Origin of the sequence: Microbacterium sp. PRC9, from assembly GCF_031844125.1 — a bacterium.
Taxonomy (GTDB): domain Bacteria; phylum Actinomycetota; class Actinomycetes; order Actinomycetales; family Microbacteriaceae; genus Microbacterium.
In genome coordinates this window covers 512,169-536,876 of record NZ_JAUZUR010000002.1, presented here as the reverse complement: position 1 = coordinate 536,876, position 24,708 = coordinate 512,169, and the positions used below count along the sequence as shown (strand labels likewise).

General features: G+C 72.7%; 19 protein-coding genes. All 19 read left to right on the top strand.

The genetic code is table 11. The annotated features are described in order from the left end of the window. The first annotated feature begins 1 nt into the window (after position 1). Genes Q9R33_RS06090 through Q9R33_RS06000 form a run of 19 tightly spaced genes read left to right on the top strand, consistent with a single transcriptional unit; the run spans position 2 to position 24,698 of the window. A complete protein-coding gene (locus Q9R33_RS06090) occupies positions 2–742 on the top strand; it encodes a hypothetical protein (protein ID WP_311293160.1) in 741 nt (246 codons plus the stop codon). Next, positions 739–1,380 carry a hypothetical protein gene (locus Q9R33_RS06085; RefSeq protein WP_311293159.1) on the top strand — a complete coding sequence of 214 codons (642 nt, stop codon included), beginning with the start codon at positions 739–741 and terminating at the stop codon, positions 1,378–1,380. Before Q9R33_RS06090 ends, Q9R33_RS06085 begins: the two co-directional genes overlap by 4 nt. Continuing rightward, positions 1,377–2,702, top strand: coding sequence for a DUF4255 domain-containing protein (locus Q9R33_RS06080; protein WP_311293158.1), 1,326 nt, complete (start codon positions 1,377–1,379; stop codon positions 2,700–2,702). The genes Q9R33_RS06085 and Q9R33_RS06080 overlap by 4 nt, the downstream gene beginning before the upstream one ends. Next, entirely contained in the window at positions 2,699–4,570 is a 1,872-nt protein-coding gene (locus Q9R33_RS06075) for an ATP-binding protein (RefSeq protein WP_311293157.1), read from the top strand. The genes Q9R33_RS06080 and Q9R33_RS06075 overlap by 4 nt, the downstream gene beginning before the upstream one ends. Next, the gene (locus tag Q9R33_RS06070; RefSeq protein ID WP_311293156.1) at positions 4,567–4,827 is read left to right on the top strand and encodes a hypothetical protein; all 261 of its coding nucleotides are present in this window, start codon (positions 4,567–4,569) and stop codon (positions 4,825–4,827) included. The genes Q9R33_RS06075 and Q9R33_RS06070 overlap by 4 nt, the downstream gene beginning before the upstream one ends. Then, the gene (locus Q9R33_RS06065) at positions 4,824–8,075 is read left to right on the top strand and encodes a DUF4157 domain-containing protein (protein ID WP_311293155.1); all 3,252 of its coding nucleotides are present in this window, start codon (positions 4,824–4,826) and stop codon (positions 8,073–8,075) included. The genes Q9R33_RS06070 and Q9R33_RS06065 overlap by 4 nt, the downstream gene beginning before the upstream one ends. Beyond that, complete coding sequence (locus Q9R33_RS06060; RefSeq protein ID WP_310245815.1) at positions 8,072–8,572, top strand: hypothetical protein; 501 nt, start codon at positions 8,072–8,074, stop codon at positions 8,570–8,572. The genes Q9R33_RS06065 and Q9R33_RS06060 overlap by 4 nt, the downstream gene beginning before the upstream one ends. Then, positions 8,569–10,245: a DUF4157 domain-containing protein gene (locus tag Q9R33_RS06055; RefSeq protein WP_310245813.1), complete on the top strand. Its 1,677-nt coding sequence runs from the start codon at positions 8,569–8,571 to the stop codon at positions 10,243–10,245. The genes Q9R33_RS06060 and Q9R33_RS06055 overlap by 4 nt, the downstream gene beginning before the upstream one ends. After that, positions 10,242–10,886, top strand: coding sequence for a hypothetical protein (locus tag Q9R33_RS06050; protein ID WP_311293154.1), 645 nt, complete (start codon positions 10,242–10,244; stop codon positions 10,884–10,886). Before Q9R33_RS06055 ends, Q9R33_RS06050 begins: the two co-directional genes overlap by 4 nt. A 1-nt stretch (position 10,887) precedes the next feature. Beyond that, on the top strand, positions 10,888–11,262 hold the full coding sequence (locus Q9R33_RS06045) for a LysM domain-containing protein (RefSeq protein WP_310245811.1): 375 nt from the start codon (positions 10,888–10,890) through the stop codon (positions 11,260–11,262). Continuing rightward, positions 11,255–12,394: a hypothetical protein gene (locus Q9R33_RS06040; RefSeq protein ID WP_310245809.1), complete on the top strand. Its 1,140-nt coding sequence runs from the start codon at positions 11,255–11,257 to the stop codon at positions 12,392–12,394. Before Q9R33_RS06045 ends, Q9R33_RS06040 begins: the two co-directional genes overlap by 8 nt. Then, the gene (locus Q9R33_RS06035) at positions 12,391–12,918 is read left to right on the top strand and encodes a phage baseplate assembly protein V (RefSeq protein WP_056369786.1); all 528 of its coding nucleotides are present in this window, start codon (positions 12,391–12,393) and stop codon (positions 12,916–12,918) included. Before Q9R33_RS06040 ends, Q9R33_RS06035 begins: the two co-directional genes overlap by 4 nt. Before the next feature lie 8 nt (positions 12,919–12,926). Beyond that, positions 12,927–13,244, top strand: coding sequence for a hypothetical protein (locus tag Q9R33_RS06030; protein WP_310245807.1), 318 nt, complete (start codon positions 12,927–12,929; stop codon positions 13,242–13,244). Continuing rightward, positions 13,241–13,615 (top strand): GPW/gp25 family protein, encoded by a 375-nt coding sequence (locus tag Q9R33_RS06025; RefSeq protein ID WP_310245805.1) that lies wholly within the window; start codon positions 13,241–13,243, stop codon positions 13,613–13,615. The genes Q9R33_RS06030 and Q9R33_RS06025 overlap by 4 nt, the downstream gene beginning before the upstream one ends. Continuing rightward, positions 13,612–16,335, top strand: a complete 2,724-nt coding sequence (locus Q9R33_RS06020; RefSeq protein ID WP_310245803.1) for a putative baseplate assembly protein — start codon at positions 13,612–13,614, stop codon at positions 16,333–16,335. The genes Q9R33_RS06025 and Q9R33_RS06020 overlap by 4 nt, the downstream gene beginning before the upstream one ends. Further along, positions 16,332–18,881, top strand: coding sequence for a baseplate J/gp47 family protein (locus Q9R33_RS06015; RefSeq protein WP_311293152.1), 2,550 nt, complete (start codon positions 16,332–16,334; stop codon positions 18,879–18,881). The genes Q9R33_RS06020 and Q9R33_RS06015 overlap by 4 nt, the downstream gene beginning before the upstream one ends. Then, complete coding sequence (locus tag Q9R33_RS06010) at positions 18,878–21,055, top strand: hypothetical protein (RefSeq protein ID WP_311293151.1); 2,178 nt, start codon at positions 18,878–18,880, stop codon at positions 21,053–21,055. Before Q9R33_RS06015 ends, Q9R33_RS06010 begins: the two co-directional genes overlap by 4 nt. A 21-nt stretch (positions 21,056–21,076) precedes the next feature. Then, positions 21,077–24,295 (top strand): DUF6519 domain-containing protein, encoded by a 3,219-nt coding sequence (locus Q9R33_RS06005; RefSeq protein ID WP_311293150.1) that lies wholly within the window; start codon positions 21,077–21,079, stop codon positions 24,293–24,295. Positions 24,296–24,308: 13 nt separating this feature from the next. Continuing rightward, complete coding sequence (locus Q9R33_RS06000; protein ID WP_311293149.1) at positions 24,309–24,698, top strand: hypothetical protein; 390 nt, start codon at positions 24,309–24,311, stop codon at positions 24,696–24,698. Positions 24,699–24,708 lie beyond the last annotated feature (10 nt).

The following is a 24,708-nucleotide window of genomic DNA, read 5'->3' as shown; positions in this document are numbered from 1 at the left end:
GGTGGCCGCCGCCGCAGCCTCTCCGGTGCGGGCCCAGACGATCCTCGACCTCGCCGACGCGGCGCGGGGCGAGGCGCCGATCCCCCGTGCGCTGCGGGTCGCGGCGGCAGCCGGCGAAGACACGGCGGGTCTGCGTGAGGCGCCGCTCGGGCACCTGCACGCTGCCACCCTCGGCTTCCACACGGCGCTCGCCGGTCCGCGGCTCGAGGCGGTCGTCACCTGCCCGGCGTGCGCATCGGCTGTCGAGTTCGCTCTCGATGCCGACTCCCTGCGCGGACTGAGCGGCACCGCGGCCTCGGGCGACCTGACCGTGCCCACGCAGGCCGGTGCCTGGCGGGTGCGGTGGCGGGTGCCGACGGCGGGCGATCTCGCGGAGGTCGCCGGGCGAACGGATGCTGCCGCCACCCTTCTCGCGCGGTGCTGCGATGTCACCGGCCCCAGTGGCGAGGACGCGACGCTCGCCCCGGTCGAAGTGGTCGAGCACATCGAGGCCGCGCTCGCCGCCGCCGACCCGCTCGCCGAGGTCACCGTCGGGCTGGACTGCCCCGAGTGCGGCGCGCTGTTCGACGCCGACGTCGACCCGATCGCCTTCGTCTGGCATGAGGTCGAGTCGCGCGCCCGGCGGGTGCTGCGCGAGGTCGACGTGCTCGCGCGAGCCTACGGCTGGACCGAGGCCGACGTGCTCGCGCTCCCGGAGCAGCGCCGCGCCGCCTACCTCGAGATCGTGCGGGAGGGAGCATGAGCGGCTACCTCGCACGTCTCGCCGCCCGTGCGGGTGGGGCTCCCGCCGCCGCGGGTCCGCGGCTGCCGTCCCGGTTCGAACCGAGCACCGGCGACGGATCGACGGATACGGCGGCTCCCCCCACGATCGCGACGGCCGCGGAAGTCCCCGCCCAGGCTGACCTGCCCGGTCCGCCGAGGAACACCGACGCCCGCGCACTGGTCGAGCCGGCCGGTCCGGCTCGCGGCGAGGGCGATCGCGCGATCCCCTCCCACCGGGACGACCGCGGCTTGCCGGCCACGAGGACCGCGTCGGAGGTCGGCACCGCGGAGCCCGCGCCGGAACGCTCGGCCGTTGCCGTCGACTCCGACCGCAGCGACACCGCTGCGCTCCCGACTCCTCCCCCCGCCACCCCTCGCGTCGAAGCGGCACCGCCCCGGCGTGCGGAACCTCCGACCGTCACGACGCCGGCGGCGTCCGCGAGCGCGCGGGACGAGGCATCCGTCCCCGTTCCGGAGCCCGATGTCGTGCACGTCACGATCGGGCGCATCGAGGTGCGCGCCACCCTCGCGCCGCCCGCCGCCGCTCCCCGCAGCGCGCGCCCGGCGCGCGACCCCGAGCGGACGCTCCACGACTACCTCACGGGGAGGCCACGATGAGCGGCCCGCTCGCGATCGGGGGCGTCAGCGCGGTGCTGCGCAACCTGCTCGACAACGGCATCGTGCAGGCCGGGCCCGCCGTGGGAACGGTGAAGGTGACCGCGCTCGCGCCCGACGCGATCAAGCTCAACGAGCCCGACAGCGAGCCGAGCCTCAACCTCTTCCTGTACCGCGTCAGCCCCAACGCCGGGTGGCGCAACGCGGGGCTTCCCGGCTTCGACTCCGCGGGCACGCGCACCGCGAACCCGCCGCTGGCGCTCGACCTGCACTATCTGCTCACCGCCTACGGGACGGCGGACTTCGAGGCCGAGATCCTGCTCGGGTACGCGATGTCGATCCTGCACGACCAGCCGGTCCTCGATCGCGCGTCGATACGGACGGCACTGCAAGCCGGCGTGGTGAGCGGAAGCATTCTGCCGCCTGCCTACCAGGCGCTGGCGGCCGCGGACCTCGCCGATCAGGCAGCCGAGCTCACGGTCACCACGGAGCCGATCGACTCCGAGGAGATGTCGCGGCTGTGGTCGGCCATCCAGGCGAACTACCGCCCGAGCGTGGGCTATCTCGTGACGGTGGTGCTGATCGAGGCGACCAAGCCGGTGCGCAGCGGGCTGCCGGTGCTCACGCGGGGCGATCCGGCGGCGAACGGCGGGCGGGAGCCCGGCGTCTTCGTGCACCCCGATCTACTGCCACCCGTCCCCACGGTGTTCCGCGTGGTCCCGCCGGCGCCGCAGCCGGCCGCGGCACTCGGCGAGAGCGTGCGTGTCGAGGGGGCCCACCTCGACGGGACCGGCGTGGAGGTGCGCTTCTCGCATCCTGCGCTCGCCGCTCCGATCGTCGTGCCGATCGGCGCCAACACGCGCCGCGACGTCGTCGACGTGCCCCTCCCGGCGAGCCCTGGGGCGGACGCCGCATGGCCCGCGGGCGTGTGGACCGTGCGCGTCTCGCTGACGCCGCCCACCGAGACGATCCCCCGCGACACGAACACCGCGGCGATGCTCCTCGCTCCCGTCATCCGGTTCGGCGGCGCCACCGGCGCGGTCCGTGACGGCGGCACCGGCGACGTCACCGCGACGATCGAAGTCTCGCCCGCAGTCCGGCCCGGCCAGCGGGCGACCCTCGCGCTCGGCGGAGATGTGGCACAGGCGGAGCCCCACGGAACGGTGACCGACACCCTGGTCTTCGAGTACGGCGACGTCCCCGGCGGGCCGCAGTGGGTGCGCCTCGCCGTCGACGGCGCCGAGAGCCGGCTCATCCTCCTGAGCCCGAAGATCCCGCCGGACCCGCCCGCATTCGATCCGCTGCAGAGGATCACGGTCCCATGAGCACCACAGCCGCATTCGACGAGCCGGACCGGCTGCGCGACGCGCCGCGCGACCGGCTCGTGTCGGAGCTCACGCGCATCGCGGCGCTGCTGCGCGGCGACGACGCGCCGCGACCCCAGACCGACGACTCGCCGCTCGCGGACCTCGGCCACCGGCTCGGGCTCTCCGCGTTCGAGTGCGACGTGCTCATGCTCGCCGCCGCCGTGGAACTGGACGCGCGCGTGGCCGCGGATGTCGCGGCGGCGCAGGGCGGGACGCCGTCGCCGAGCTTCGGGCTCGCGCTCTCGGTGCTGCCCGCCGCGCATTGGGACGCGCTCTCGCCCGACCGGCCCCTGCGACGTCGGCGGCTCGTGAGGCTCGGGGCGGGCGACATCCTGGCGCTGCGCCCTCTCCGCATCGACGAAGCCGTGCTGCACCGCCTCACCGGCCTCGGGCCGGGCCGCCTCGACGGACTCGTCGCCGACCCTCTGGCCGGCGGCCTCACCGCGGCGCAGGCGGCGCTGGCCGACGAGCTCGCCGCCGCGGTGCGCGCGGTCGACGGGCGGGTGCTCGTGCGGCTCGACGGCGCGGATGCCGACACGCGTGCGGGCGTCGTCGCCCGCCTGGCGGCAGCACTCGGCGGCGGCGTGCTCTCCGTGCGGGATGCCGCGGCCGCCGAGCGCGACCCGGCCGACACCGCCGCCGTCCTCGACCGGGAGGCGGTCCTCGACGGGCGGCTCATCGCCACCGACGACGCGCGACTGCTCGCACTGCTGGAGGCGGAGGTCGTCGTCACGGACGGCCCGGGCGACGTCGCCGGGAGGGTCACGCTCGCCCGCACCGTGCCCCTGCCCACCGCGAGCGAGGAGGCGGCGCTGTGGCGCGCGGCCCTCGAGGTCGACGCAGCGAGGACGGCCGACGCGATCGTCGTCGCGGAACGTGAGTTGTCGCAGCACTTCCGCCTGCCCGCGGGGGTCGTCGCCGCGGTCGCGGCCGAGTGGCTCGCCCTTCCCGACCGCGATGTCGCGACCCTGCGCCGCCTCGTGCGCGAGCGCTCCCGCACGGGCTTCGGTGCGCTCGCACAGCGCATCGAGCCGCGCGCGAGGTGGGACGACCTCGTGCTCCCCGAAGGCCAGCGCGAGCTGCTGCGCGAGATCGAGCGGCACGTGCGCCACCGCGCGACCGTGCTCGACGACTGGGGGTTCGCGAGCCGCTCGGACCGCGGACTGGGCGTCACCGTGCTCTTCGCAGGCGAAAGCGGCACCGGCAAGACGATGGCGGCCGAGGTGCTCGCAGGCTCCCTGGGCCTCGACCTCTACCGCATCGATCTCGCCGCGCTGGTGAGCAAGTACATCGGCGAGACCGAGAAGCATCTGTCGACCGTGTTCGACGCCGCCGAGGCATCCGGTGCCGTCCTGCTCTTCGACGAAGCCGATGCCCTGTTCGGCAAACGCAGCGACGTCAAGGACAGCCACGATCGCTACGCGAACCTCGAGGTCGCGTACCTCCTGCAGCGTATGGAGTCCTATCGGGGGCTGGCGATCCTCACCACGAACCTGCGGGGCAACGTCGACCGGGCGTTCCTGCGCCGCATCCGGTTCGTCGTGCAGTTCCCCTTCCCCGACGAGGCGTCTCGCGCCGAGATCTGGCGGCGCGTCTTCCCCGCTGCGACGCCGCTCGCGGACGTCGATCCTGCGACGCTCGCCCGCATCCAGTTCAGCGGCGGCGCCATCCGGCAGATCGCCCTCTCGGCGGCCTTCGCCGCCGCCGACGAGGGCGTCGCCGTCGGCCCCGAGCACCTGCTGCGCGCCGCCACGCGCGAGGCGGCGAAGTCCGAGCGCGCACTCACCGCCGCCGAGACCGGGGCGCTCCGAGGTGGTGCGAGATGACGCGCATCGACCTCGACATCGAGTGCCTCGTGCTGCGGGGCGTCCCCACCGAGCTCGCCGAGGGCATCGGCCCGCTCGTCGCGGAGCGCCTGAGCGAGCTGGCGACCGCCGACCGGCGCGGCGACAGCCCGCCGCGCTGGGCCGCCGCACCGCGCCGCGTGCGACCGGTGACCGATCGCGAGGGCCTCGCCGCCCAGGTGGCGCGCGACACGTGGGCGACGGCCCGCGACCGGGTCCGGGAGGGGGTGTCGCGATGAGCAGGACTCCCGCTCCCCCGGCGAAGGGCACGGATGCCGCACCCCCGCGGCGCGTGTCGCACCGCCACGACGCGACGGAGCGTCAGGCGGACCGCGCCGCGGACATCGTCGCCCGCGGCGGGAGCGTGACGGGCTGGTCGTTCGCGAACGTGCCGGCCGAGGCATCCGTCCATCGTGACGAGGACCAGCCGAAGAAGCTCGAGGACAAGCCGCGGCCCCGGGCCGAGGCGTACAAGGAGGGCGCGGGCAAGGCGGTGGAGGCGGCCACCGAGACCGAGCTGCCCAGCGGCAAGAAGGTCCGCGAGGTCATCGAGGACAGCCCCCTGCTGTCCGCCGCCGCCGCGAGCGGCCTCGCGCTCTCGGGGAAGGACGTGCCGCTGCCGCTCGGGTCGATTCCGAAGGTCAAGGACATCGTGCCGCCCGGTCTGAGCGTCGGTGTGAGGGCGGAGGGCGTCCCCGGGCTCCTCGCGGGCGATCCGCGCCCAGGCGGCCGCGGCGTGGGCTTCAGCGACGTCGGACTCGGACTCACGCTCGGCTATACGGAACAGCTTCCGAAGGGAGGCAGGAAGCGACAGAGCGCGGCCGACAAGAAGACGGCGGCGATCGCCGCCGACACCGCACGGCTGAGGAACGACCCGATCATCAAGAGCCTCCAGGCGCAGCAGGACAAGGAGCTGAGCGACGCCGCGATCGCGTCCGTCGTGGCGCGTCAGAAGTTCGCCCCGGCCGGCCAGGTGCCAGGTCTCCCCTTCCCGCTCGTGCCGCCGCTCGCCACGCCGAAGACCGAACAGCAGAAGAAGCCCGAGGACGCCGTCAAGGCGGAAGAGCAGAAGAAGCGCGAAGAGGTGCAGCGTGCCCCGGCGACGACGAGCGAAGCGGCGCCCGCGGAGGACTTCGACACGACGGGAGTGGATGCCGCGACCCGAGGCGGCGGCCGGGCGCTGGACCCGAGCCTCAGGCACTCGATGGAGGCGCGCTTCGGCTACGACTTCTCGTCGGTGCGGCTGCACGACGACCCGCAGGCGGCGAGCGCCGCCGCGGGAGTCGATGCGACGGCGTTCACGGTCGGCGAGCACATCGTGTTCGGTTCAGGTCGCTTCGACCCGTCGAGCCCGGCGGGTCGGCACCTGATCGCCCACGAGCTCGCCCACGTCGTGCAGCAGCGTGGGGGCGCCGCACCGCGCTCCACCGGGGCGCCGGCCCGCGTGCAACGGCGGAGCTTCTGGGAGAGTCTCGCGGTCTTCTTCGGCGCCGAGGGCTCGTGGAGCGACGCCGAGCTGCTGGCATACGTGAAGGCGATCACGAAGGCCGGATCGCACGACGGCTCGTACGACGCCGACAACAAGGCCCGCGCGGTCGTGCGCAAATGGAAGGCCGGGAGCCCCGGGTGGGAGCTCACGGGAAAGCAGATGGGCCTGCTCATCGACGAGATGATCGACGGACCCACACTCGACGACGACGAGGACGCCATCCTCGACCTCGTCGAGCTCGCCACGCCGGACGAGCTGCTGGTGGTGTTCCGCGAACCGGCGAAGCGCTACGCGTCGCTCGACGACAACCTCCATGGCGCCCAGCAGGATCGCCTCGACGATCTCGTCGCCCGGCGCTTCGCGGGAGGAGGCACGGCCCTCTCCCGGGGAACCGTCGAAGTGGTCGGACCCGAGATCCCCGCCGGGTCGCCGTCCTTCGCGTTCGACGGCGCCCGGTTCGACGCCCGGTTCGAGGAGGACTACTACGGCGACGACCCCGCCGCCGTCGTCGCCCGCCTCTCCCCCGCCGATCGCAGGAAGGCGCGGGACCATGTGCTGCACACGACGCGCCCACGGTGGCAGGGCGAGCTCGAGGCGGTCACCAGGGAGCGCGTCGCGGCGACGGACGACGCCGAGCGCCGCCGGCTCGCGAAGAAGGAGCGGAAGCTCCGTCACCGAGTCCGCGCACTCGACCTGTTCATCGCCGACACGCTTCATCGCGACCTGCCCGCCTCGGCCGACGACGCCCTCGCCGCCACCTCGCCGGTCACCGGCGACGAGGCGAAGGCAGCGCGCGAAGCGCTCACCCCGCCTCGCCCGGTGAAGCCGAAGCCGACGCCACCCACCACGCCACCCGACCCGGCGACACCGCCGACGGCCGCGCCGACGACGGCGTCGGCGAAGCCGAAGAAGTCGGCGGCTGAACGCCGCAAGGAAGCGGCAGCGAAGCGGAAGGAGGAGGCCGCCCGCAGGAAGGCCGAAGCCGAGGCGAAGGCGAAGGAGGAGGCCGAGCGCAAGGCGATGTTCGCGCCCGGAGGCAAGTACCGCACGCTGGTCGCAGCGGCGCTGGCGGTGAAGATCGAGAAGGCCTACGAGAACGCCCGCGCGGCGGGCACCGCGTCCAAGCCCTCCGAGATCGAACGCATGGCGAAGCCGGCGAAGGATGCGACCGACGGCGTCTTCGGCAACTTCTACAACCCGGGTGCGCGGCCCGAGCTGACCTTCGGCGGCGACGGCAAGCCGCAGACGCTGTTCTCCTGGCACCACCGGCAGACCACCGCCGTCACGTCCGCCGATCCGGCCGACCGCGTCGCGTGGGCCCTGCAGCAGATCCGCTACTACTTCCGCTCGGACGCCGCGTTCGACGCCATCAACGCCGAGTGCGACGCGCGGCCCGAGACGATCGGCGACAAGCGCAACGACGAGGCGCAGGCACTGGAGGACGTGGCTCAGGCCGCGGTGGTCGACGGGGTGAGCGAGAAGTGGGAGGACGATCCCCAGACCACCGCCGACAAGCTCATCTACATCGACCGCAACTGGGGCGGAGCACAGGTCGGAGGGCAGATCTACGTCGACATGTTCCAGACGGGCGACGTCGACGAGGACCGCGCGGCGCGGTGGGACATGTTCCAGACCCTCATCCACGAGTACGGCCACACCCTCGCGCACGCGGACTACCGGCGGTACGCCGTGAAGCTCAAGGAGAAGTCGGAGCGCGAGTGGAACACCCTCATGGAGGGCGTCGACAGCCTGCTCACCGACGTCGTGTGGTCGAAGAGCGGTCGCAGGCTCCTGGCGCACCGGCCGACGCGTGAGCTGGTCGAGGGCAAGTCCTGGGCGGCGCTGCCCCCGATCACCGTGACCCCACCCGGCGCGTACGCCTCGATCACCGAAGCGCAGCGCCTCGTCGACGTCGTGGGCGCCGACAACGTGTGGACGGCCTACTTCCTGGGCAAGGTCGACCGCATCGGCGGCACGGCGGGCGGGAGGCGGCCATGACGGATGCGCTGTCACGGCTCCTCGACGCCGCCGACGTGTCGGGGTGGACCGGCCTGCCCGCCGACGCCGCGGAGGCGCTCGGTGTCGTGGGCGGCACCCCATCGACGTTCGACGGGCTGCTGGGCGATCCGCCCGCGGTCACCTCGTGGGTCCCGCTCTCGACACGGCTCTTCAGCGACGGCCTGCGCGCGTGGGTCCGGGCGGGCCGCGTCGTCCTGGTCGAGGGCGTCATGCCCGTCGACGGTGACGGAGGCCTTCTCGCCATCCCCGAGCTCGGCGAACCCGACGCCGAGCTCGACCACGTCTTCGGGCCCCTGACCATCGCCGGCGGCGAGCGCGTCTATGCCACGCGCGGTCTCGCCGTCTGCGTCAATCCGAAGAGCGGTGTGCTGCTCGCGGTGCGCGGATACGCGCCGACGACGCCCGAGGACTACCGCCGGCATCTGCGCCCCGTCCCGGTGCCCGAGCTGCGTCTCACGGGAGGGGGTGCGCCGTGAGTCCCGCGCATGTCCACTCCACTGCTCCCGCGGCCGATCGCCCGAGCGGGGTGCACGCCGTCGGGCGTGCGGACGCGCCCGCCGAGCGCGCGGCCGAGCGGTTCGCCGAGGCATCCGTCGCCCCTGCTCCGTCCGGCTGGTCGTTCGCGGCCGTGCCCACGCACGGGTCGTCGGCGTCGACAGAGCTCGACGTGCGGCTCGACGGCGAGGGGCGCGCGCTCGACTCAGCAGAGCGGCTGTCTGCGCCACCGGGCCTCGACGCGCGCGACGTCCGCGTGCACACGGATGCCGCGTCCGCCGACACCGCCGAGCGTGCGGGTGCGGAGGCGCTCACGGTCGGCCGTCGTATCGCATTCGCGCCGGGGCGTGAGCAGCGCGGCACCGAGGAGGGCCGGCGGATGCTCTCGCACGAGCTCGCGCACGTCGCCCAGCACCGGATCGGCGATCCTCCGATCGTGCGCCGTCAGCCGAAGGCTCCTGTCACGCCGGCGACGACGCTCATGACCCTTCCGGAAGCCGATCGCAAGCGGATTCAGATCACGGCGGACATGCCGGTGAGCATCCCGTCGCCCGACACGTCGTTCCAGGCGAACGCCACGCCGTACACGCCGCCCGCGAAGACGACCATCACGATCGACGGCTCGGCGAGCGCGGTGCCCGTGACGGGCATGCAGAATCTGGTCGGGCAGCTGATGGATGCCACGCCCACGGTGCTGCCGGAGAACAGCACGATCACCCTGAAGCTCGACCTCGCCAAGCACGGCGGGATCGACGGGCTCTACCGCTTCACCCACACCGCGCCGCCGACACCCGCCGGTGGGACGGCGACGACGAGGGTGCTCGTCGAGCAGCTCGGCGCCGCGACCGCACCGCCCGGCCAAGCGGTGCCCGGACCGCCCGAACCCGGAAAGAAGCCCCCGCCCGACCCGATCGCCGGAAAGATCAAGACCGCCGGCATCACGCATTCCCTCACGGGCGGCCAGCTCGAAGCGCTGCGCGGCGCGGTGTCACGCGTCCCGGCGGCGCATCTGGCTCTCGTGCAGGGCATCAGCGTGGTCGTGGGTGACCCGCCAGCGGGCGAGGACGGGGAATACGACGCGGGAACGCATACCGTGACGATCCGCAAGACCGCCTTCGACGCCTCCGACGTGCGCTTCGCCGGCAAGGGCTCCGCGCTCTCGTACGCGTCGCAGGTGATCCTCCACGAGATCGGGCACGCGATCGATGACCGCAACATGCGCAAGGCGATGGCGAAGTACACATCCGCCGGCGCAGCCCAGGCTGCCACGCTCGCGAAGCACGCCGACGCCGCCGGCAACTACCCTCTCGGCGGTCCTGCGGAGAAGGCGATCAAGGCTGCGGAGGGTGCGACCAAGACCGCGCGCGATGCCCTCGCCGCGACGACGACGGAGTCGGGGTCGACCGTCAGCTTCAGCGGCACCACCGCGAACGTCGACGATGGCGGCGACGCCAAGGGCAAGCCGTTCCGGGAGGCGACCGAGAAGGACGGGGGCGCGGCGACCCAGTACGGCACCACCGCATGGAAGGAGAGCTACGCCGAGGCGTACGCGCTGTACGTGTCGTCCCCCGAACTGCTGCAATCCCTGCGTCCGGCGACTTACGCGTACTTCGACAATGCTCTCCCGAAAGACAAGGCGGCGAAGCGGCCATGACTTCACCTCGGCTCATCAAGGGCGGCCTCGTGCAGGTCGACGTCAAGAGCGGGCGGACGCTGCGCACGATCGCCCTGCAGTACAACCCCGACTCCCTCAGCCGCACGATGCAGGTGCAGGCGGCGGGCGAGTCGGGAGGCGACAAGTCCCAAGCGCTGCGCATCAAGGGCGCTGCGGCCGAGACCATCAAGGTCGAGGCCGAGATCGACGCGACCGACCGGCTCGAACATCCCGATCAGAACCGGACGGCCGCCGAGGTCGGCATCCATCCGGAGCTCGCCGCGCTCGAGCTGCTCGTGCAGCCGACGAGCGACGCGCTGCAGGGCAACGACTCGATCGCCCGGGGCGGCGCGCTCGAGGTCCTCGCCATCGAGACGCCTCTGCTGCTCTTCGTGTGGGGACCGAACCGCGTCGTGCCGGTGCACATCACCGACCTCTCCATCACGGAAGACGCGTTCGACGCCCAGCTCAACCCGATCCGGGCGACGGTGTCGTTGGGGATGAGGGTGCTCACCGTCGACGACCTCGGGTTCGAGCACCGCGGCGGCCAGCTGTTCATGGCGCACCTCCGGTCCCGTGAGGCGCTCGCCAAGAAGGCCGGTTCGGCGCCACTGTCGGCGCTCGGCGTGAAGGAGCTCTGACGTGGTGGATCCGCTGCAGCAACTGCTCTCGGCCGGCGTCGTGCCGCAGAATCCGCTGCCGCCCACGAGCCGGTACGCCGGCGTCGGCATCGCCCACCACGTGGCCGAAACCGAGCCCGGCGTCGAGCCCGCGCCCGTCGCCTTCCTGCGGCGACGGCTGGTGCCGAAGCCGGAGCGCTTCAGCACCCTCTACGAGGTGCGGTGCGTCGAGGGCGACCGGCGCGACCTCCTCGCGGCACGGCACTACGGCGACCCCGAACTGTGGTGGCGCCTCGCCGACGCCAACGGCGTGATCGACCCCGCCGGCATGGCCGGCCCTCCCGGGCACGTCGTGCGCGTCACCCTGCCCGTCGACATGAGGGGGGCCGATGGCTGAGCTGCCGCCGCAGCCCGTACGGCTGCACCTGTACGCGGGACCCGCGATCGCCGTGCCGGCTCCGCAGGCGCTCGTGGAGGCTCTCCGAGAGGTGACGATCGAGAACGGCTCGGGCGACACCCAGAGCGGGTTCGAGCTGGTCTTCGACGTGCCCAAGAAGTCGCCGCTGTCCACCCTGTTCCTCCTCACCGGAGGCGTCTCGATCCCCCTCTTCCGCATCGTGCTGGCCGTGACGATCGGCGGCACCACGGAGGTCCTCGCCGACGGCGTGATGACCGACCACGAGTTCAAGACCGACGGGACGACCGCGACGCTGCACGTCAGGGGCAAGGACCTCACGGCCGTCATGGACATCTTCGAGCTCGACGGCATCCCCTACCCCGCGATGCCGGTCGCGGTGCGCGCGCTCGCCGTCCTCGCGAAGTACGCGGCGCTCGGCGTCGCCCCCCTGGTCATCCCCGCACTCGTCGAGGACCCGCCGATCCCCACCGAGAAGATCCCGCGGCACCAGGGCACCGACTACGCGTACCTCAAGAACCTCGCGCACGAGGCGGGCTACGTCTTCTACATCGACCCCGGTCCGGTCCCGGGCCTGAGCAAGGCGTACTGGGGACCGGAGGTGCGTCTCGGCATCCCGCAGCGCGCGCTCGACGGCGGGCTCGACGGCCCGCACGACAACGTCACCGGGCTGAACTTCACGCTCAACAAAGAGGCGAAGGAGCTGCCGGTCGTGACGGTGCATGAGCCGTGGAGCAAGGCGCCGATCCCCATCCCCATCCCCGACATCAATCCGCTGCGGCCGATGCTCGGCGTCGTCCCTCCCCTGCCGCCGAAGCTCACGTTCCTCCCGGGCACGGCGAAGCTCAGCGCGCCTGCCGCGATCATGAAGGGCATCGCGTACGCGGGGCAGCACGACGACATGGTCACCGGCACCGGTCAGCTCGATGTCGCCCGCTACGGCCGCGTCCTCAGATCGCGAGGGCTCGTGGGAGTGCGCGGCGCCGGCGACGCCTTCAACGGTCTCTACTACGTGAGCAGCGTCACCCACAAGATCGCGCGTGGCAGCTACACGCAGTCGTTCACCCTCGCCCGCAACGCCCTTCTGTCCACTGTCCCGGAGGTGCCCGTATGAGCGACACAGAGACCGCCGTCGCCACCAAGAAGCTCTTCGGCAAATACCGGGGGACGTGCGTCAACAACATCGACCCGATGCAGATGGGGCGCATCCAGGTGCTCGTCCCGTCGATCGGCATCCCGCCGAGCTCGTGGGCGATGCCGTGCCTGCCCGTCACCGGCACCCAGACCGGCATCTTCACCGTCCCGGCCATCGGGGCGGGCGTGTGGGTGGAGTTCGAGGGCGGCGATCCCGACTACCCGGTGTGGGTTGGCGGGTTCTACTCCCCCGCCGATGTGCCGGCAGCCGCGCGCATCGTGCCGCCCGGAGTGTCGGGGCTCACCTTCCAGACGCTGCTGAGCAACTCGATCACCATCAGCGACACGCCAGGGCCGACCGGCGGCATCCTCATCAAGACCACGACGGGCGCGATGATCTCGGTCAGCGACGTCGGCATCACGATCAGCAACGGCAAGGGCGCCGTGATCTCGATGGTCGGTCCGACCGTCAGCATCAACGCGGGCGCCCTCACGGTGACGTAGGAGGAAGGATGCCGGGACCCGTGCTCACTCAGGCCTCTTCCGTGCTGTGCTCGCACGGCGGGGTGGCGACGGCCGTGTCACCCTTCCCGCGGGTGCTGGTGGCGGGCGCGCCCGTCGTCACGCTCGCGACGCAGTACGCGATCGCGGGATGCTCCCTCTCGACGTCGTCGGGCCCGTTCGACGTCAGCGGGCAATGGGTCGCCGGAGCCGTCCGGGTGCTGGCGGGCGGCGTCCCCGTCGCCATCGCGACCGGGTCGTCCATCACCGTCGCGACCGGCGCGCCGCTGATCCCGGGCGCCGTGCAGCCGAGGGCGGTCGCGTCATGAGCGGCACGCTCGACTTCCCGTGGGCCGTGGACGGCACCGGGCGCACGGCGACCACCGGGCGCGACGAGCACGTGCGCGACCTCATCGAGCAGGTGCTGCTCACATCTCCCGGCGAGCGCGTCATGCGGCCCGAGTTCGGGGCGGGGCTGCTCGCGCAGGTCTTCGCACCCGGCGGACCGGAAGCGGCCGCGGCATCCCAGTTCCTGATCCAGGCGTCGCTCGAGCACGAGCTCGCGAACGTCATCGCGATCGAGTCGGTCGAGGTCGAAGCCCAGGACGCAGCCCTCGTCGCGACGATCGCGTACGTCGTGCGCGCGACCGGGTCGCACGAGGTGCAGACGTTCCGCACCCCGCCGGGGGTGTCGCCATGACCTGCTACACGTGCGGCGATCAGCGCCGCCTCATGGCGGTGAAGCTCGCGGGGCTGCTCAACGGCATCGAGTTCCTCGAGGTGCGCGACCACGACGAGCCCGACGACGCGCTGCGCCAGCGGACGCTCGTCGTCCGCCTGCTGCTGGCGGTGCCGGCGGGCCTCGACCGCACGTGGATCGCGCTCGAAGGCGGCGAGCGCATCCGCCCCGTCGCTGTGGAGTGGGCGAAGGCCGGCACGGACCTCACCGGCTCCGAGCTCGACCTCATCGACGGGTACGACGACCCCGCGACGCTGCTCGTCGTGCGCACGGCACGGTGGGGCGACTTCTCCCTGTACACGCTCCGCGTGCGCACGCCCGGAACCACCGACCCGCCGACGGGTTTCGACCCGCTGCTGGCAGGTGTGCCCTTCTCGTTCAAGGTGGAGTGCCCGAGCGACCTCGACTGCCTCCGGCCGTGCACCTGCCCGGCGGGCGTGCACCATCCGCCGCCGATCGACTACCTCGCGAAGGACTATCAGGGCTTCCGCCGGGTCATGCTGGAGCGGATGGCGCTGCTCGCACCGGGATGGACGGAGCGGTCGTCGGCCGACATCGGCGTCATGCTCGTCGAGCTACTCGCCTACGCCGCCGACGAGCTGTCGTATCGGCAGGACGCCGTGGCGACCGAGGCCTACCTCGGCACTGCCCGCAGCCGCATCTCACTGCGCCGCCACGCGCGCCTCGTCGACTACCGCGTGCACGACGGCGCGAGCGCCCGGGTCTGGGTGCGGGTCCTCGTGGGCGAGGGCGCCGTCGACGTCCCTCTCGCGGCGGGCACGCGGCTGCTCACGCGCGTTCCCGGAGTCGACGACCAGCGCCTGGAGAAGGACACGCGCGACTACGAGCGGGTCATCGACGCGCAGCCTGTCGAGTTCCAGACCGTGCACGGCGCGCTGCTCGACCACGACCTCTCCGAGCTGCGCTTCTGGACCTGGGGGCGCCTCGACGAGACGCTGAGGCCCGGTACGACATCGGCGACGCTGCGGGGCGATCACCCTGCGCTGCGCGCGGGCGAGGTGCTCGTGCTCGCCGAGACCGTCTCCCCCTCGACGCGCGTTGCGGCGGATGCCGACCCGAGCCGCCGTTTCGCCGTGCGACTGGTCGAGGTGCGGGCGTCGAAGGACCCCTCCGGCACCCTCTTCGACGGCGGTGAGGAGGACGTCACCGAGATCCGCTGGCACGAGGACGATGCCCTTCCCGCCGCGCTGTGCATCGCCGTGGACGGGATCGAGACCGCGGCCGCGTGGGGCAACATCGTGCTCGCCGACCACGGGGCGACCGTCGCCGGCGAGAGCGGAGACGGCGAGCCGCTGGGGGCCGTGCCGCTCTCGCGACTCGTGCGGGCCGGCGCCGACTGTGACGACGAGGGCGAGCGCGTTCCCGCCCGGTACCGCCCTTCGCTGATGCAGCTGCCGCTCACGCGCACGGTCGTCCATGATCGCGAGGTGCTTGCGACGGCCCCGTTCACCGCGGCTCTGCGAGCGGAGCTGCAGGGCAGCGCGTCGAAGGATGAGCTGCAGGCGCTCTTCGCCGCCGCGGGCATCGCGCAGATCGGGGACGAGGCCATCGTGCGGGGATCAGGGATGCTGCACTCCCTGAGCTTCGGCGGACGCGCCTGGCTGCTGCGCGAGAACGTCACCGACGACACGCTCGAGGTTCTCGAGGAGTGGGAGTCGGCCTCCGCGGCCCGGTCCGGGGATCTCCGCTCCGCGGCGCCGGCGGTGACGCTCACGGGCGAAGAGCCCGGCGGCGCCGGGCACGACTGGAACCCGAGCCCCGATCTCATCGCGAGCGACGGCGAGCACCGCGCGTTCGTGGTCGAGCAGGAGCACGACGGGACGGTGCTGCTCAGGTTCGGCGACGACGAGCACGGCGCCCGGCCACCGGAGGGCACCGCGTTCCGCGCGACCTACCGCGTCGGCAACGGCGTCGCCGGCAACATCGGGCGCGAGAGCCTCGCGTACCTCGTGGGCGACGAGACCGACCTCGTCGCAGTCGTGAACCCGATGGCGGCGTTCGGCGGCGTCGACGCCGAGACCGGGGACGAGATCCGGCGCGACGCCCCGGCGACCCTGTCGATCCAGGAACGGGCGGTGACGACCTCGGACTACGCGGCCAAAGCGCAGCTGCATCCCGGAGTCGAGAAGGCCGAGGCGACGTTCCGCTGGACCGGGTCGTGGCACACGGTGTTCGTCACGGCGGATCGCCGGGGCGGACGCGGGGTCGACGCCGGGTTCGAGGCGGCGCTGCGCGCACAGCTCGAGCGCTATCGCATGGCGGGGTACGACCTCGAGGTCGACGGGCCGGCGTTCGTGCCGCTCGACGTCTCGCTGTTCGTGTGCGTCGAGCACGGCCACCACCGTTCCTCGGTCGCCCGCGAGCTGCGGGCGGCGCTGTCGGACGCGGTTCTGCCCGACGGGCGGTTGGGGCTGTTCCACCCCGACCGCTTCACGTTCGGCAGGCCCGTCTACCTCTCGACGATCCTCGCGGCCGCTCACGCGGTGCCGGGCGTCGAGTCCGTGGAGGTCCTGAGCTTCCAGCGACAGCACGAGCCCTGGTCGAGCGGCATCGATTCGGGCGTCCTGCCGATGGGGCGCCTCGAGATCGCGAGACTCGACGACGATCCCGACTTCCCCGAGCGCGGGGTGCTCGCGCTGACCTACGGAGGCGGATCATGAGCGCCCATCACTCGGCCTGCGGCTGCGCCGCGTGCCGCGCGGCTGCCGCACCGCCGCTGCCGGTCGCCAACCGTCCGGGCCTGCGGTCCATCCGGTACCGCGCGGGCACGCACGGCGACTTCCTCTCGGCCATGATCGCGGGGCTCTCCCGCGACACCAGTCCGCCGACGCAGGCGATCCCTCCCGCCATCGACCCGCCCCAGCCGCACGAGGCGCGGCCGGCACTGCGGGGGCTGCGCACCCGCGACGCCGACGACGCGACCATCGCGCTCCTCGACGCGTTCGCCGTGACCGCCGACATCCTCACGTTCTACACGGAGCGCCTCGCGAACGAGGCGTATCTCGGCACCGCGGCCGAGCGCACGTCGCTGCAGGAGCTCGGCGCCCTCGTCGCGTATCGCCTCGGTCGTGGTGCGGCCGCCGAGGCCGCCCTCGCGTTCTCGCTCGAGAAGCCGCCGGCACCCCTGCCCGAGTCGATGAAGGATCCCGGGATCGCTCCGCCCGCCGTGCCCACCGCGCTCACGCTGCCCGTCGGGCTGCGGGTGCAGAGCGTGCCGGGGCCGGACGAGCAGCCGCAGACGTTCGAGACCGTCGAAGAGATCGAGGCGCGCCCCGAGTGGAACGCTCTGCCCGTCGTGCCGACCCTCCCCTTCCCTCAGGTGGCCGCGCCGACCGAGGCGTGGTTCGAAGGCACCGCCCTGGGGCTCGCGCGTGGCGACGTTCTCCTGTTCACGGGGCCTGAGCTCGGCACCGAGTGGGACCTTCGCAACCTCGACTCCGTTGATGTGGTCGAGAAGGCCGGCGTGACGCACGTCACGTGGACCGGCGGCGTCGCATCCACCATGCCGCCCTCGATGCCCATCACCGACCTGCGGGTGTTCGTCTTCCGCCGCCGGTTCGCCGTCTTCGCCCACAACGCCCCCGTCTGGGTGCTCGCCGACCCCGAGGCCGACCCGCCGACGTACCTCAATCCCGACACCGACAGCGGCTTCCTCGCGACCACGTCCTCCGGCGACACGACCTCGGCGTTCCTCGACGGCGCCCACCCCGAGATCCCGATCGGATCGTGGCTCGTGCTCGACGCGGCGGCGACCAACGGCCGGTTCCGCGTCGCGACCGTGCGCGAGGCCTCGCTCGCGATCTGGGGCGTCACCGGCAGGACGACGGCACTCGGCCTGACGGGGCCCGCCCTGGGTGTCGACCTCTCCCCGCGTGACGTGACGGTGCTCGCCGTCCCCGAGCCTCTGACGCTCGCCGGGGTTCCCGTCACCTCCGCGATCTCGGGCACCACGCTCCTCGTCGACGGGGACGCGCACGAGATGATCGCGGGACGCACGGTGATCCTGTCGGGGACGGATGCTGCGGGCACGGCGGTCAGCGAGCCGGTCCTGGTCGCATCCGCCGACCCCGTCGCGAGCGGCAGGACGCTTCTGACGCTCGCGTCCGCGCCGACGATCGCCCCCACCCGCTCCTCCGCCGTCGTCTTCGGCAACGCCGCCCGCGCGACGCACGGCGAGACCGTGACGCAGCTGCTCGGCTCGGGTGACGCCCGAGTGCCGTTCGCCGCGTACCGCCTGCAGCAGTCCCCCCTCACCTTCGTCCGTGCCGAGACACCGCGCGGCACCGCGTCGACCCTCGAAGTGCGCGTCGACGATGTGCGCTGGACCGAGGTGCCGACGACAGCCACCGCCGGCGCGACCGATCGCGTGTACGAGACCCGGGACGACCCGGACGGCGGCATCAGCGTCGTGTTCGGCGACGGCGTCCACGGCGCGCGGCCGTCGTCGGGATCGACGAACGTGCGGGCCCGCCACCGCAAGGGCGTCGGGGCGGCGGGCAACGTCCGCAAGGACCAGCTGGGAATCGCCCTCGACCGACCGCTCGGACTGCGGGGTGTGACGAACCCCGCGCCCGCCGTCGGCGGCGTGGACCCTGAGACCGAAGCCGACGCACGACGGGCCATCCCGATCCCCGTGCGCACCCTCGGCCGCACGGTTTCGCTCCTCGACTACGCCGACTTCTCGCTCGCGTTCGCCGGCATCGGCAAGGCCCGGGCGGACGTGCTGCCGGCGAACGGCGGACCGCTCATCGTCGTGACGGTGACGGATGCTGCGGGCGCGGCGCCGCCCGCACAGATCGTCGAGCGGCTCGAGCGCGAACTCCGGCGTTGGGGCGATCCGCTCGTGCGGGTCTCGGTCGTGCCCGTCCGGCTGGTGGACTTCCGGATCGCCCTCAAGGTCGACACCGACCCCGATCGCGAGCGCGGGAAGGTGCTCGTGTCGCTCGAGCATGCTCTGCGCGACACGTTCGGCGCGGTCGCCCGCGAGCTGGGCGATCCGGTCCGTGCCTCCGAGCTCGTCGCGGTCGCCGCATCCGTCGTCGGCGTCGTCGGGATCGATCTCGACCAGTTCCACCGCGGAACCGGACCGGGTCTCGCGAAGCGCCTGGTCGCGGCATCCGCGGCTCTCGCGGTGCCCGATCCGCTCGGCTCCGAGCTGCTGGCGCTCTCGTCCGACCCCTTCCCGCCCCTCCAGGAGATGCCATGACCGAGCCCGAGGCCGGAACGGCCGCCGCGCACCTCTGGCAGCTTCTGCCGGCGGTCTATCGCCTCCGCGACGGCGAGGCGGGAGGCGTGCTCGCCGAGCTCCTCGATGTCTTCGGCGATCAGCTCGAGGTGCTCGCGGAGGAGCTCGCGCAGCTGTACGACGACCAGTTCGTCGAGACGGCCGCGCCATGGGCGACGCCGTACGTCGGCGGCGTCGTCGGGTACCGGCCGATCCACGGCGTCGTGCCCGAGGTGGTCTCGCCGCGCGCCGAGGTCGCGAACACGGTCGCCTATCGCCGTCGCAAAGGGACCGCCGCGGTCATCGAGCAGCTCGCCCGGGATGTCACCGGGTGGCCCGCCCGCGTGTATGAGTCGTTCGAACGCGTCGCGACGACGCAGTACCTGAACCACACGCGTCCGCATGCGGCGGCGAGCGCGGGACTGCGGGACCACGAAGCCCTCCACCACGTCGCGCAGCAGGGCGCCGCGTTCGACGACCTCGCGCACACGGCCCACGCCCGTCCCCTTGCTTCGACCTGGCGGGAGCGGCGGGGTCGCTACGGCATCGTGAAAGTGCCGATCTTCCTCTGGCGCACGCAGCCGGTGCTCATCGAGCGCTCGCCCCTCGCACCCGACCCGTCCGCCGACGGCCGCAGGTTCCGGTTCGACCCGCTCGGCGCCGATGTGCGGCTGTTCAGCCAGCCGCGGATCGAGACCGACATCGCGCACCTCGCGGAGCCGCCCGACGTGCCGCAGCCTCTCACCGTGCGGTGGGCCGCCGACCACGCACCCGCCGTCTACGGGCCGACGATGTCGCGGGCGCGCCGGTCGATCTTCCTCGAACGGCAGACGGGTGGCGGCGAACCTGCCCCCATCCCGCTCGCGGTGGTCCGATTCGCCGACCTGTCCGATGTGCCGGGCGGCGGCGGGGCCTGGGCGCACGAGCCCGCGGCGGGCGACGTGCACATCGACCCCTCTCTCGGCCGCGTCTGGTTCGGCGACCCGCTCGCCGCCGACGAACGGGTGCTCGCGACCTTCTCGATCGGCATGGCGGTGCCCGTCGGGGCGGGCAACCGCCGCCGGGGCGACGACCCGCTCCCCTTCCCCCGCCGCACGGCCTCGGCGGGCGGATCCCTGCAGGCGGAACTCGACCTCTCGCAAGAGGCGGGCACCGTGCTCATCGTCGATTCCGATCGCTATGCGCAGAGTGTGACGATCACCGCGCTCACGCCCGATCCGACGGCCGGCGACGACGCGGCGGTGTGCCTCGCCGCCGATGCCGTCGCGCGGCCCTCGCTGGAGCTCTCGTCGCCGCTGAGGCTCGACATGGCGGCGAAGAGCACGGTGGTGCTCGACGGCCTGCTCGTCTCGGGTGCCCCCGTCGTGCTCGACGAGATCGACCCGCCTGATCGCGAGCGCCGCACCATCGTCATCCGCGACACGACGCTCGTGCCGGGCATCACCCGGACGACCACCGGGGCGCCGGCCTCGCCCACCCGGGCGAGCCTGATCGTGCTCGACCCGTTCGCCTGTGTACGGATCGAACGCAGCGTCATGGGACCGATCATCGCGGTCGAGGGCGCGGCGATCGAGATCGTCGACTCCATCGTGGACGCCTCGTCGCGGACGGGCGTGGCCATCACCGGCCGCGACGGCACGTCGCCGCGTTCGGTGTCCTCCGTCGCCGACTGGGAGACGGGCGACGGCACCGCGGCCGCCGGCGACTTCGACATCGTCGCGTCGACGGTCGTCGGCAGCATCCGTTGCATCCGATTGGATGCCTCGAACTCGCTGCTCGTCGCTGCCCCGGCCGAAGGCGACCCTCGGCCGCACCCCGTGCACGCCGAGCGGAAACAGCAAGGGTGCGTGCGGTACTCGTTCCTGCCGGACGGGTCGCGCACCGGACGTCGTTTCCACTGCGCGCCCCGACCCGACGACCCTCTCGCGGTGCAGCGGGCCTCTCGCCCGCGCTTCGGCTCGATGCGCTACGGCGACCACGACTACCTGCGGCTGCACGAGGGCACGCCCGACCGCATCCGGCTGGGCGCCGACGACGAGGGCGAGATGGGTGTGACGCACCGCCTCTACGCGCCGCAGCGCGAGGCGAACCTGCGCATCCGCCTCGACGAGTACCTGCGGTTCGGCCTCGCGGCCGACCGCGTCTTCGCGACATGAATCCGGGAAGGGGACGAACTGATGGGTGCTGACCTCAGCAGTGTGCCGTTCGACGCACGCAAGGATCACTCCGGCGTCGTGCTGCAGCAGGGCCGTCTGCTGTTGGACGGCGATTGGAACGAACTCGTCGCCATCCTCGAGCGGCGGCTGCGCGCGAACGTCGCCGACCTGGACGGTCCCGGGCCCCAGCCGGGCATCCAGGGCACGGCCGCGGTGTCGAAAGTGACGCCGGACGCCTTCGCGCTCTCGCTTGCGGGCGGGGATCTTGCGATCGGCCGCGGGCGGCTCTACGTCGACGGCCTCCTGGTCGAGAACCACGGCGCCGAACCCGGCGACACGTTCGACCCGATCCTCGCCGAATCGGTGGGGCCCGACACCGTGACCTATTCGGCGCAGCCGTACCTGCCCGCCCCACCGGATCTCCCCGCCGACGGCACCCACCTCGTGTACCTCGACGTATGGCCGCGCGAGGTCACACACCTCGAGGAGCCGGGTCTGATCGAGCCCGCGATCGGCGTCGACACGACGGCGCGCACACAGACGGTGTGGCAGGTCAAGCACTTCGCGGCGCCCGCCGGCACGACGTGCGGGACCCCCGACGACGACATCGAGGGGTGGACCGCGTTGACCGCGGCCTCCGGCGCACGGGTCACGGTGGAGACGATCTCGGTCGCCGACGACGACCCGTGCGAGCTGCCGCCGACCGGCGGGTACCGCGGGCTCGAGCACCAGACGTACCGGATCGAGATCCACGATCCCGGCGAACCGGGAACCGCGTCGTTCAAGTGGTCGCGCGACAACGGTTCCGTGGCGAGCGCCGTCGTTGAGGTCCTGGACGCCGGCGCCGCGGTGCGCCCCGCGTCGTTGGGCCGAGACGACGTGCTGGGCTTCCACGACGGCGACTGGGTCGAGGTCGTCGACGACCACCGCGAGCTGCGGGGCGAGCCCGGCGAGCTGCGCCGCATCGAGGTCGACGACGCCGAGGGGACGATCGCCTTCGCCGGGTCGGCGCTTCCCGCCGACCTCCGACTGACGATCGACGAGGCGGCCGAGCGCCACCTCCGCGTGCGCCGCTGGGATCAGGTGGGCGTCGTCAAGAACACCGCGGGCGGCACGGTCGTCGACCTCGACCAGGCCGCCGCGACCGGCGCGATCCCGGTTCCGGCGACGGCGGCCGATCGGATCGTGCTCGAGCACGGGCTCGTCGTCGGGTTCTCCTCCGCCGGCGGAGCGTTCCGCACCGGCGACCACTGGATCGTGCCCGCGCGAGCGGCGGATGCGGCGGGCGACATCTCGGGTCCGGACCCGCTGCTCGATGCGGCGCCGCCGCTCGGCATCCATCACCACTACGTCCGGCTCGGCATCCTCACCTCAGGCGGTGTCACCGACTGCCGGCCGAAGTGGCCGACGCCCGGTGAAGGCAACTGCGACGAATGCGGCTGCGAGTGCACCGTCTGCGTGACGCCGGTGTCGCACGTCAGCGGCGAGCTCACCATCCAGGACGCGGTCGACAAGGTCAAGGCCGCGGGCGGCGGCACCGTCTGCCTCGCGATCGGGCTGTACCCGCTCCGTGAGCCGGTGCGCGTCGACGGTGCGACGTCGCTGCGCATCCGCGGACAGGGCGCCGGATCCATCGTCGTGGCGTCGGCCTCGGACGGGTTCGTCGTCACCAAGAGCAGGTTCGTCACGATCGAGGATCTCGCGGTCCTCGCCGCGAACGATTCCGCCGTGGTGCTCGACACGACGGTCGCGGCAAGGGTGGAGCGCGTCACCGCCCTCGTCCTCGCACAGGAGGGCCCGTCGCGATCCGCCATCGCGCTCGCCGGGACCGCGCTGCTCACCACCCTGCGCGACAACATCGTCGCCGGTCCGACCGGCATCGGCCATGCAGGCGCCGGCGCGGAGGATCGGCGACGTGTGCTGCTCGTCGCCGAGTTCGAGGCGAGCGACAACATCGTCATCGGGCGCGACTTCGGGATGCGGCTCGATGGCACCACCGCGTTCCTCCTCGCCAACCGCGTCGCCGACAACACCGTCATCCGGGCGCGCGAAGGCGGCATCGTCGCCACCGGCTTCGTCTATCCCAGCACGGTCATCCCCGGCAGCTCCTTCGCGATCGAGGACAACACGGTGATCGTCGGCGGCACCGGGATCTCGGTCTCGGAGGGAGGATTCGCGATCACCCGCAACCAGATCGGCGCGCCGCGCTCCGACCAGCCGGCTCGCACCGACGGCATCGCCATCGTGCCGACACCCCCGGGCGAGCTCGTGCGCGACGTGGTGCGCATCGACGGCAATCGCGTCCGCGGCCTGGGCGGCCACGGCATCGTCGACTACGCGTCGGTGCAGACGCTCGAGGTCACCCACAACCGCGTGGAGCTCGCCCAGCACGGCATCGTCATCGACGAGAAGGCCACGGTCGAGATCGCCACGGTCTCGGGGAACACGCTGATGGACATCGGCTCCCGCGACACCGACGAGGCGGCGGGGGTCTTCGCGATCCGCGTCGTCAACGCCGCGCACGCCTCCGTCGAATCGAACACCGTGCGCGGTGTCGGCACGGCGCGCAGCATGGGCGGCGAATCGATCGGGATCGACGTCGTCGCCGTCACAGAGTCGCGCGTCGCAGGCAACACCGTGGAGCGCGTGGGTCCGGTGGACGGCGGCCGCGGCGAGATCGGCATCGCCGTGCGTGGCTTCGCCCGCTCTCAGATCGAAGGCAACGCGTCGCGCAGGTACCCCGCGGACCCCGATTTCGACCCCAACGGCGGTCGCTTCATCGGGCTGCTCGTCGGCAGCGGCGACGAACGCGAACTCGACTTCGGCCTCACGAAAGCGGGCGGCATCGTGACCGGACTCGGCCCGTTGGTCTTCGGAGTCGCCGCCGCGGCGGCGGTCGGATCGGCCCGCATCGTCGCCCCGCTCGTGACCGTCGACGCGAACATCGTCGCCGGCGGAGCCGCCGATGCGCCCCCCGCGATGATCGTCGGGCTGCGCGGCGATGCGATCGTCACCTCGAACCAGATCCGCGGCAACCGGGAGTTCGGCACGACCGCGCTGCGCCTGCGCGCGGAGACCGGCACCGTCGCCCAGAACCGGTTCTGGGGCGGCAGGGAGCCCACGACCGACCTGTTCCTCTCGGGGGCGTCGGTCCTCGGCAACATCTCGACCGGGATCCTGTTCCTCAACGGCGCGCCCGTCCCCCCGCCATGGGACGCCCTCAACGTCATCGGCATCTGAGAGAGGCAGCATCATGACTCCCACGTCCAAGCCCAAGCCTCAGCCCAAGCCCCGCCGCCGGTCGAAGGCTGACGAGGCGCCGCGCGAGGATCGCGTCGCCGACGATGCGGCCGTCACCGCGCTGCTCGACGTGCTGACCGACAGCGTCGCGGCGTTGCCCGAAGTTCTCGAACGCGGCGAGGAGGCCCGCCGGGCTCGCGCCGAGTCAGCCCGCGGACTGCTCGGCTCCCGTGAGCTCAGGGCAGCGGCGCGACGCGTGCCCGAACTCGGCACGAGCATCGAGTCAGCCCGCGCGGAGCTGGATCGTCAGGACGCGGCCGCCGAGCAGGCGCGGTCCCAGCTGCACGATGCGAGCAAGGAGTGGCTCATGGCCCTCAAGGCGCTGCGTGACCCGGGCGCATGACGCGGGGGTT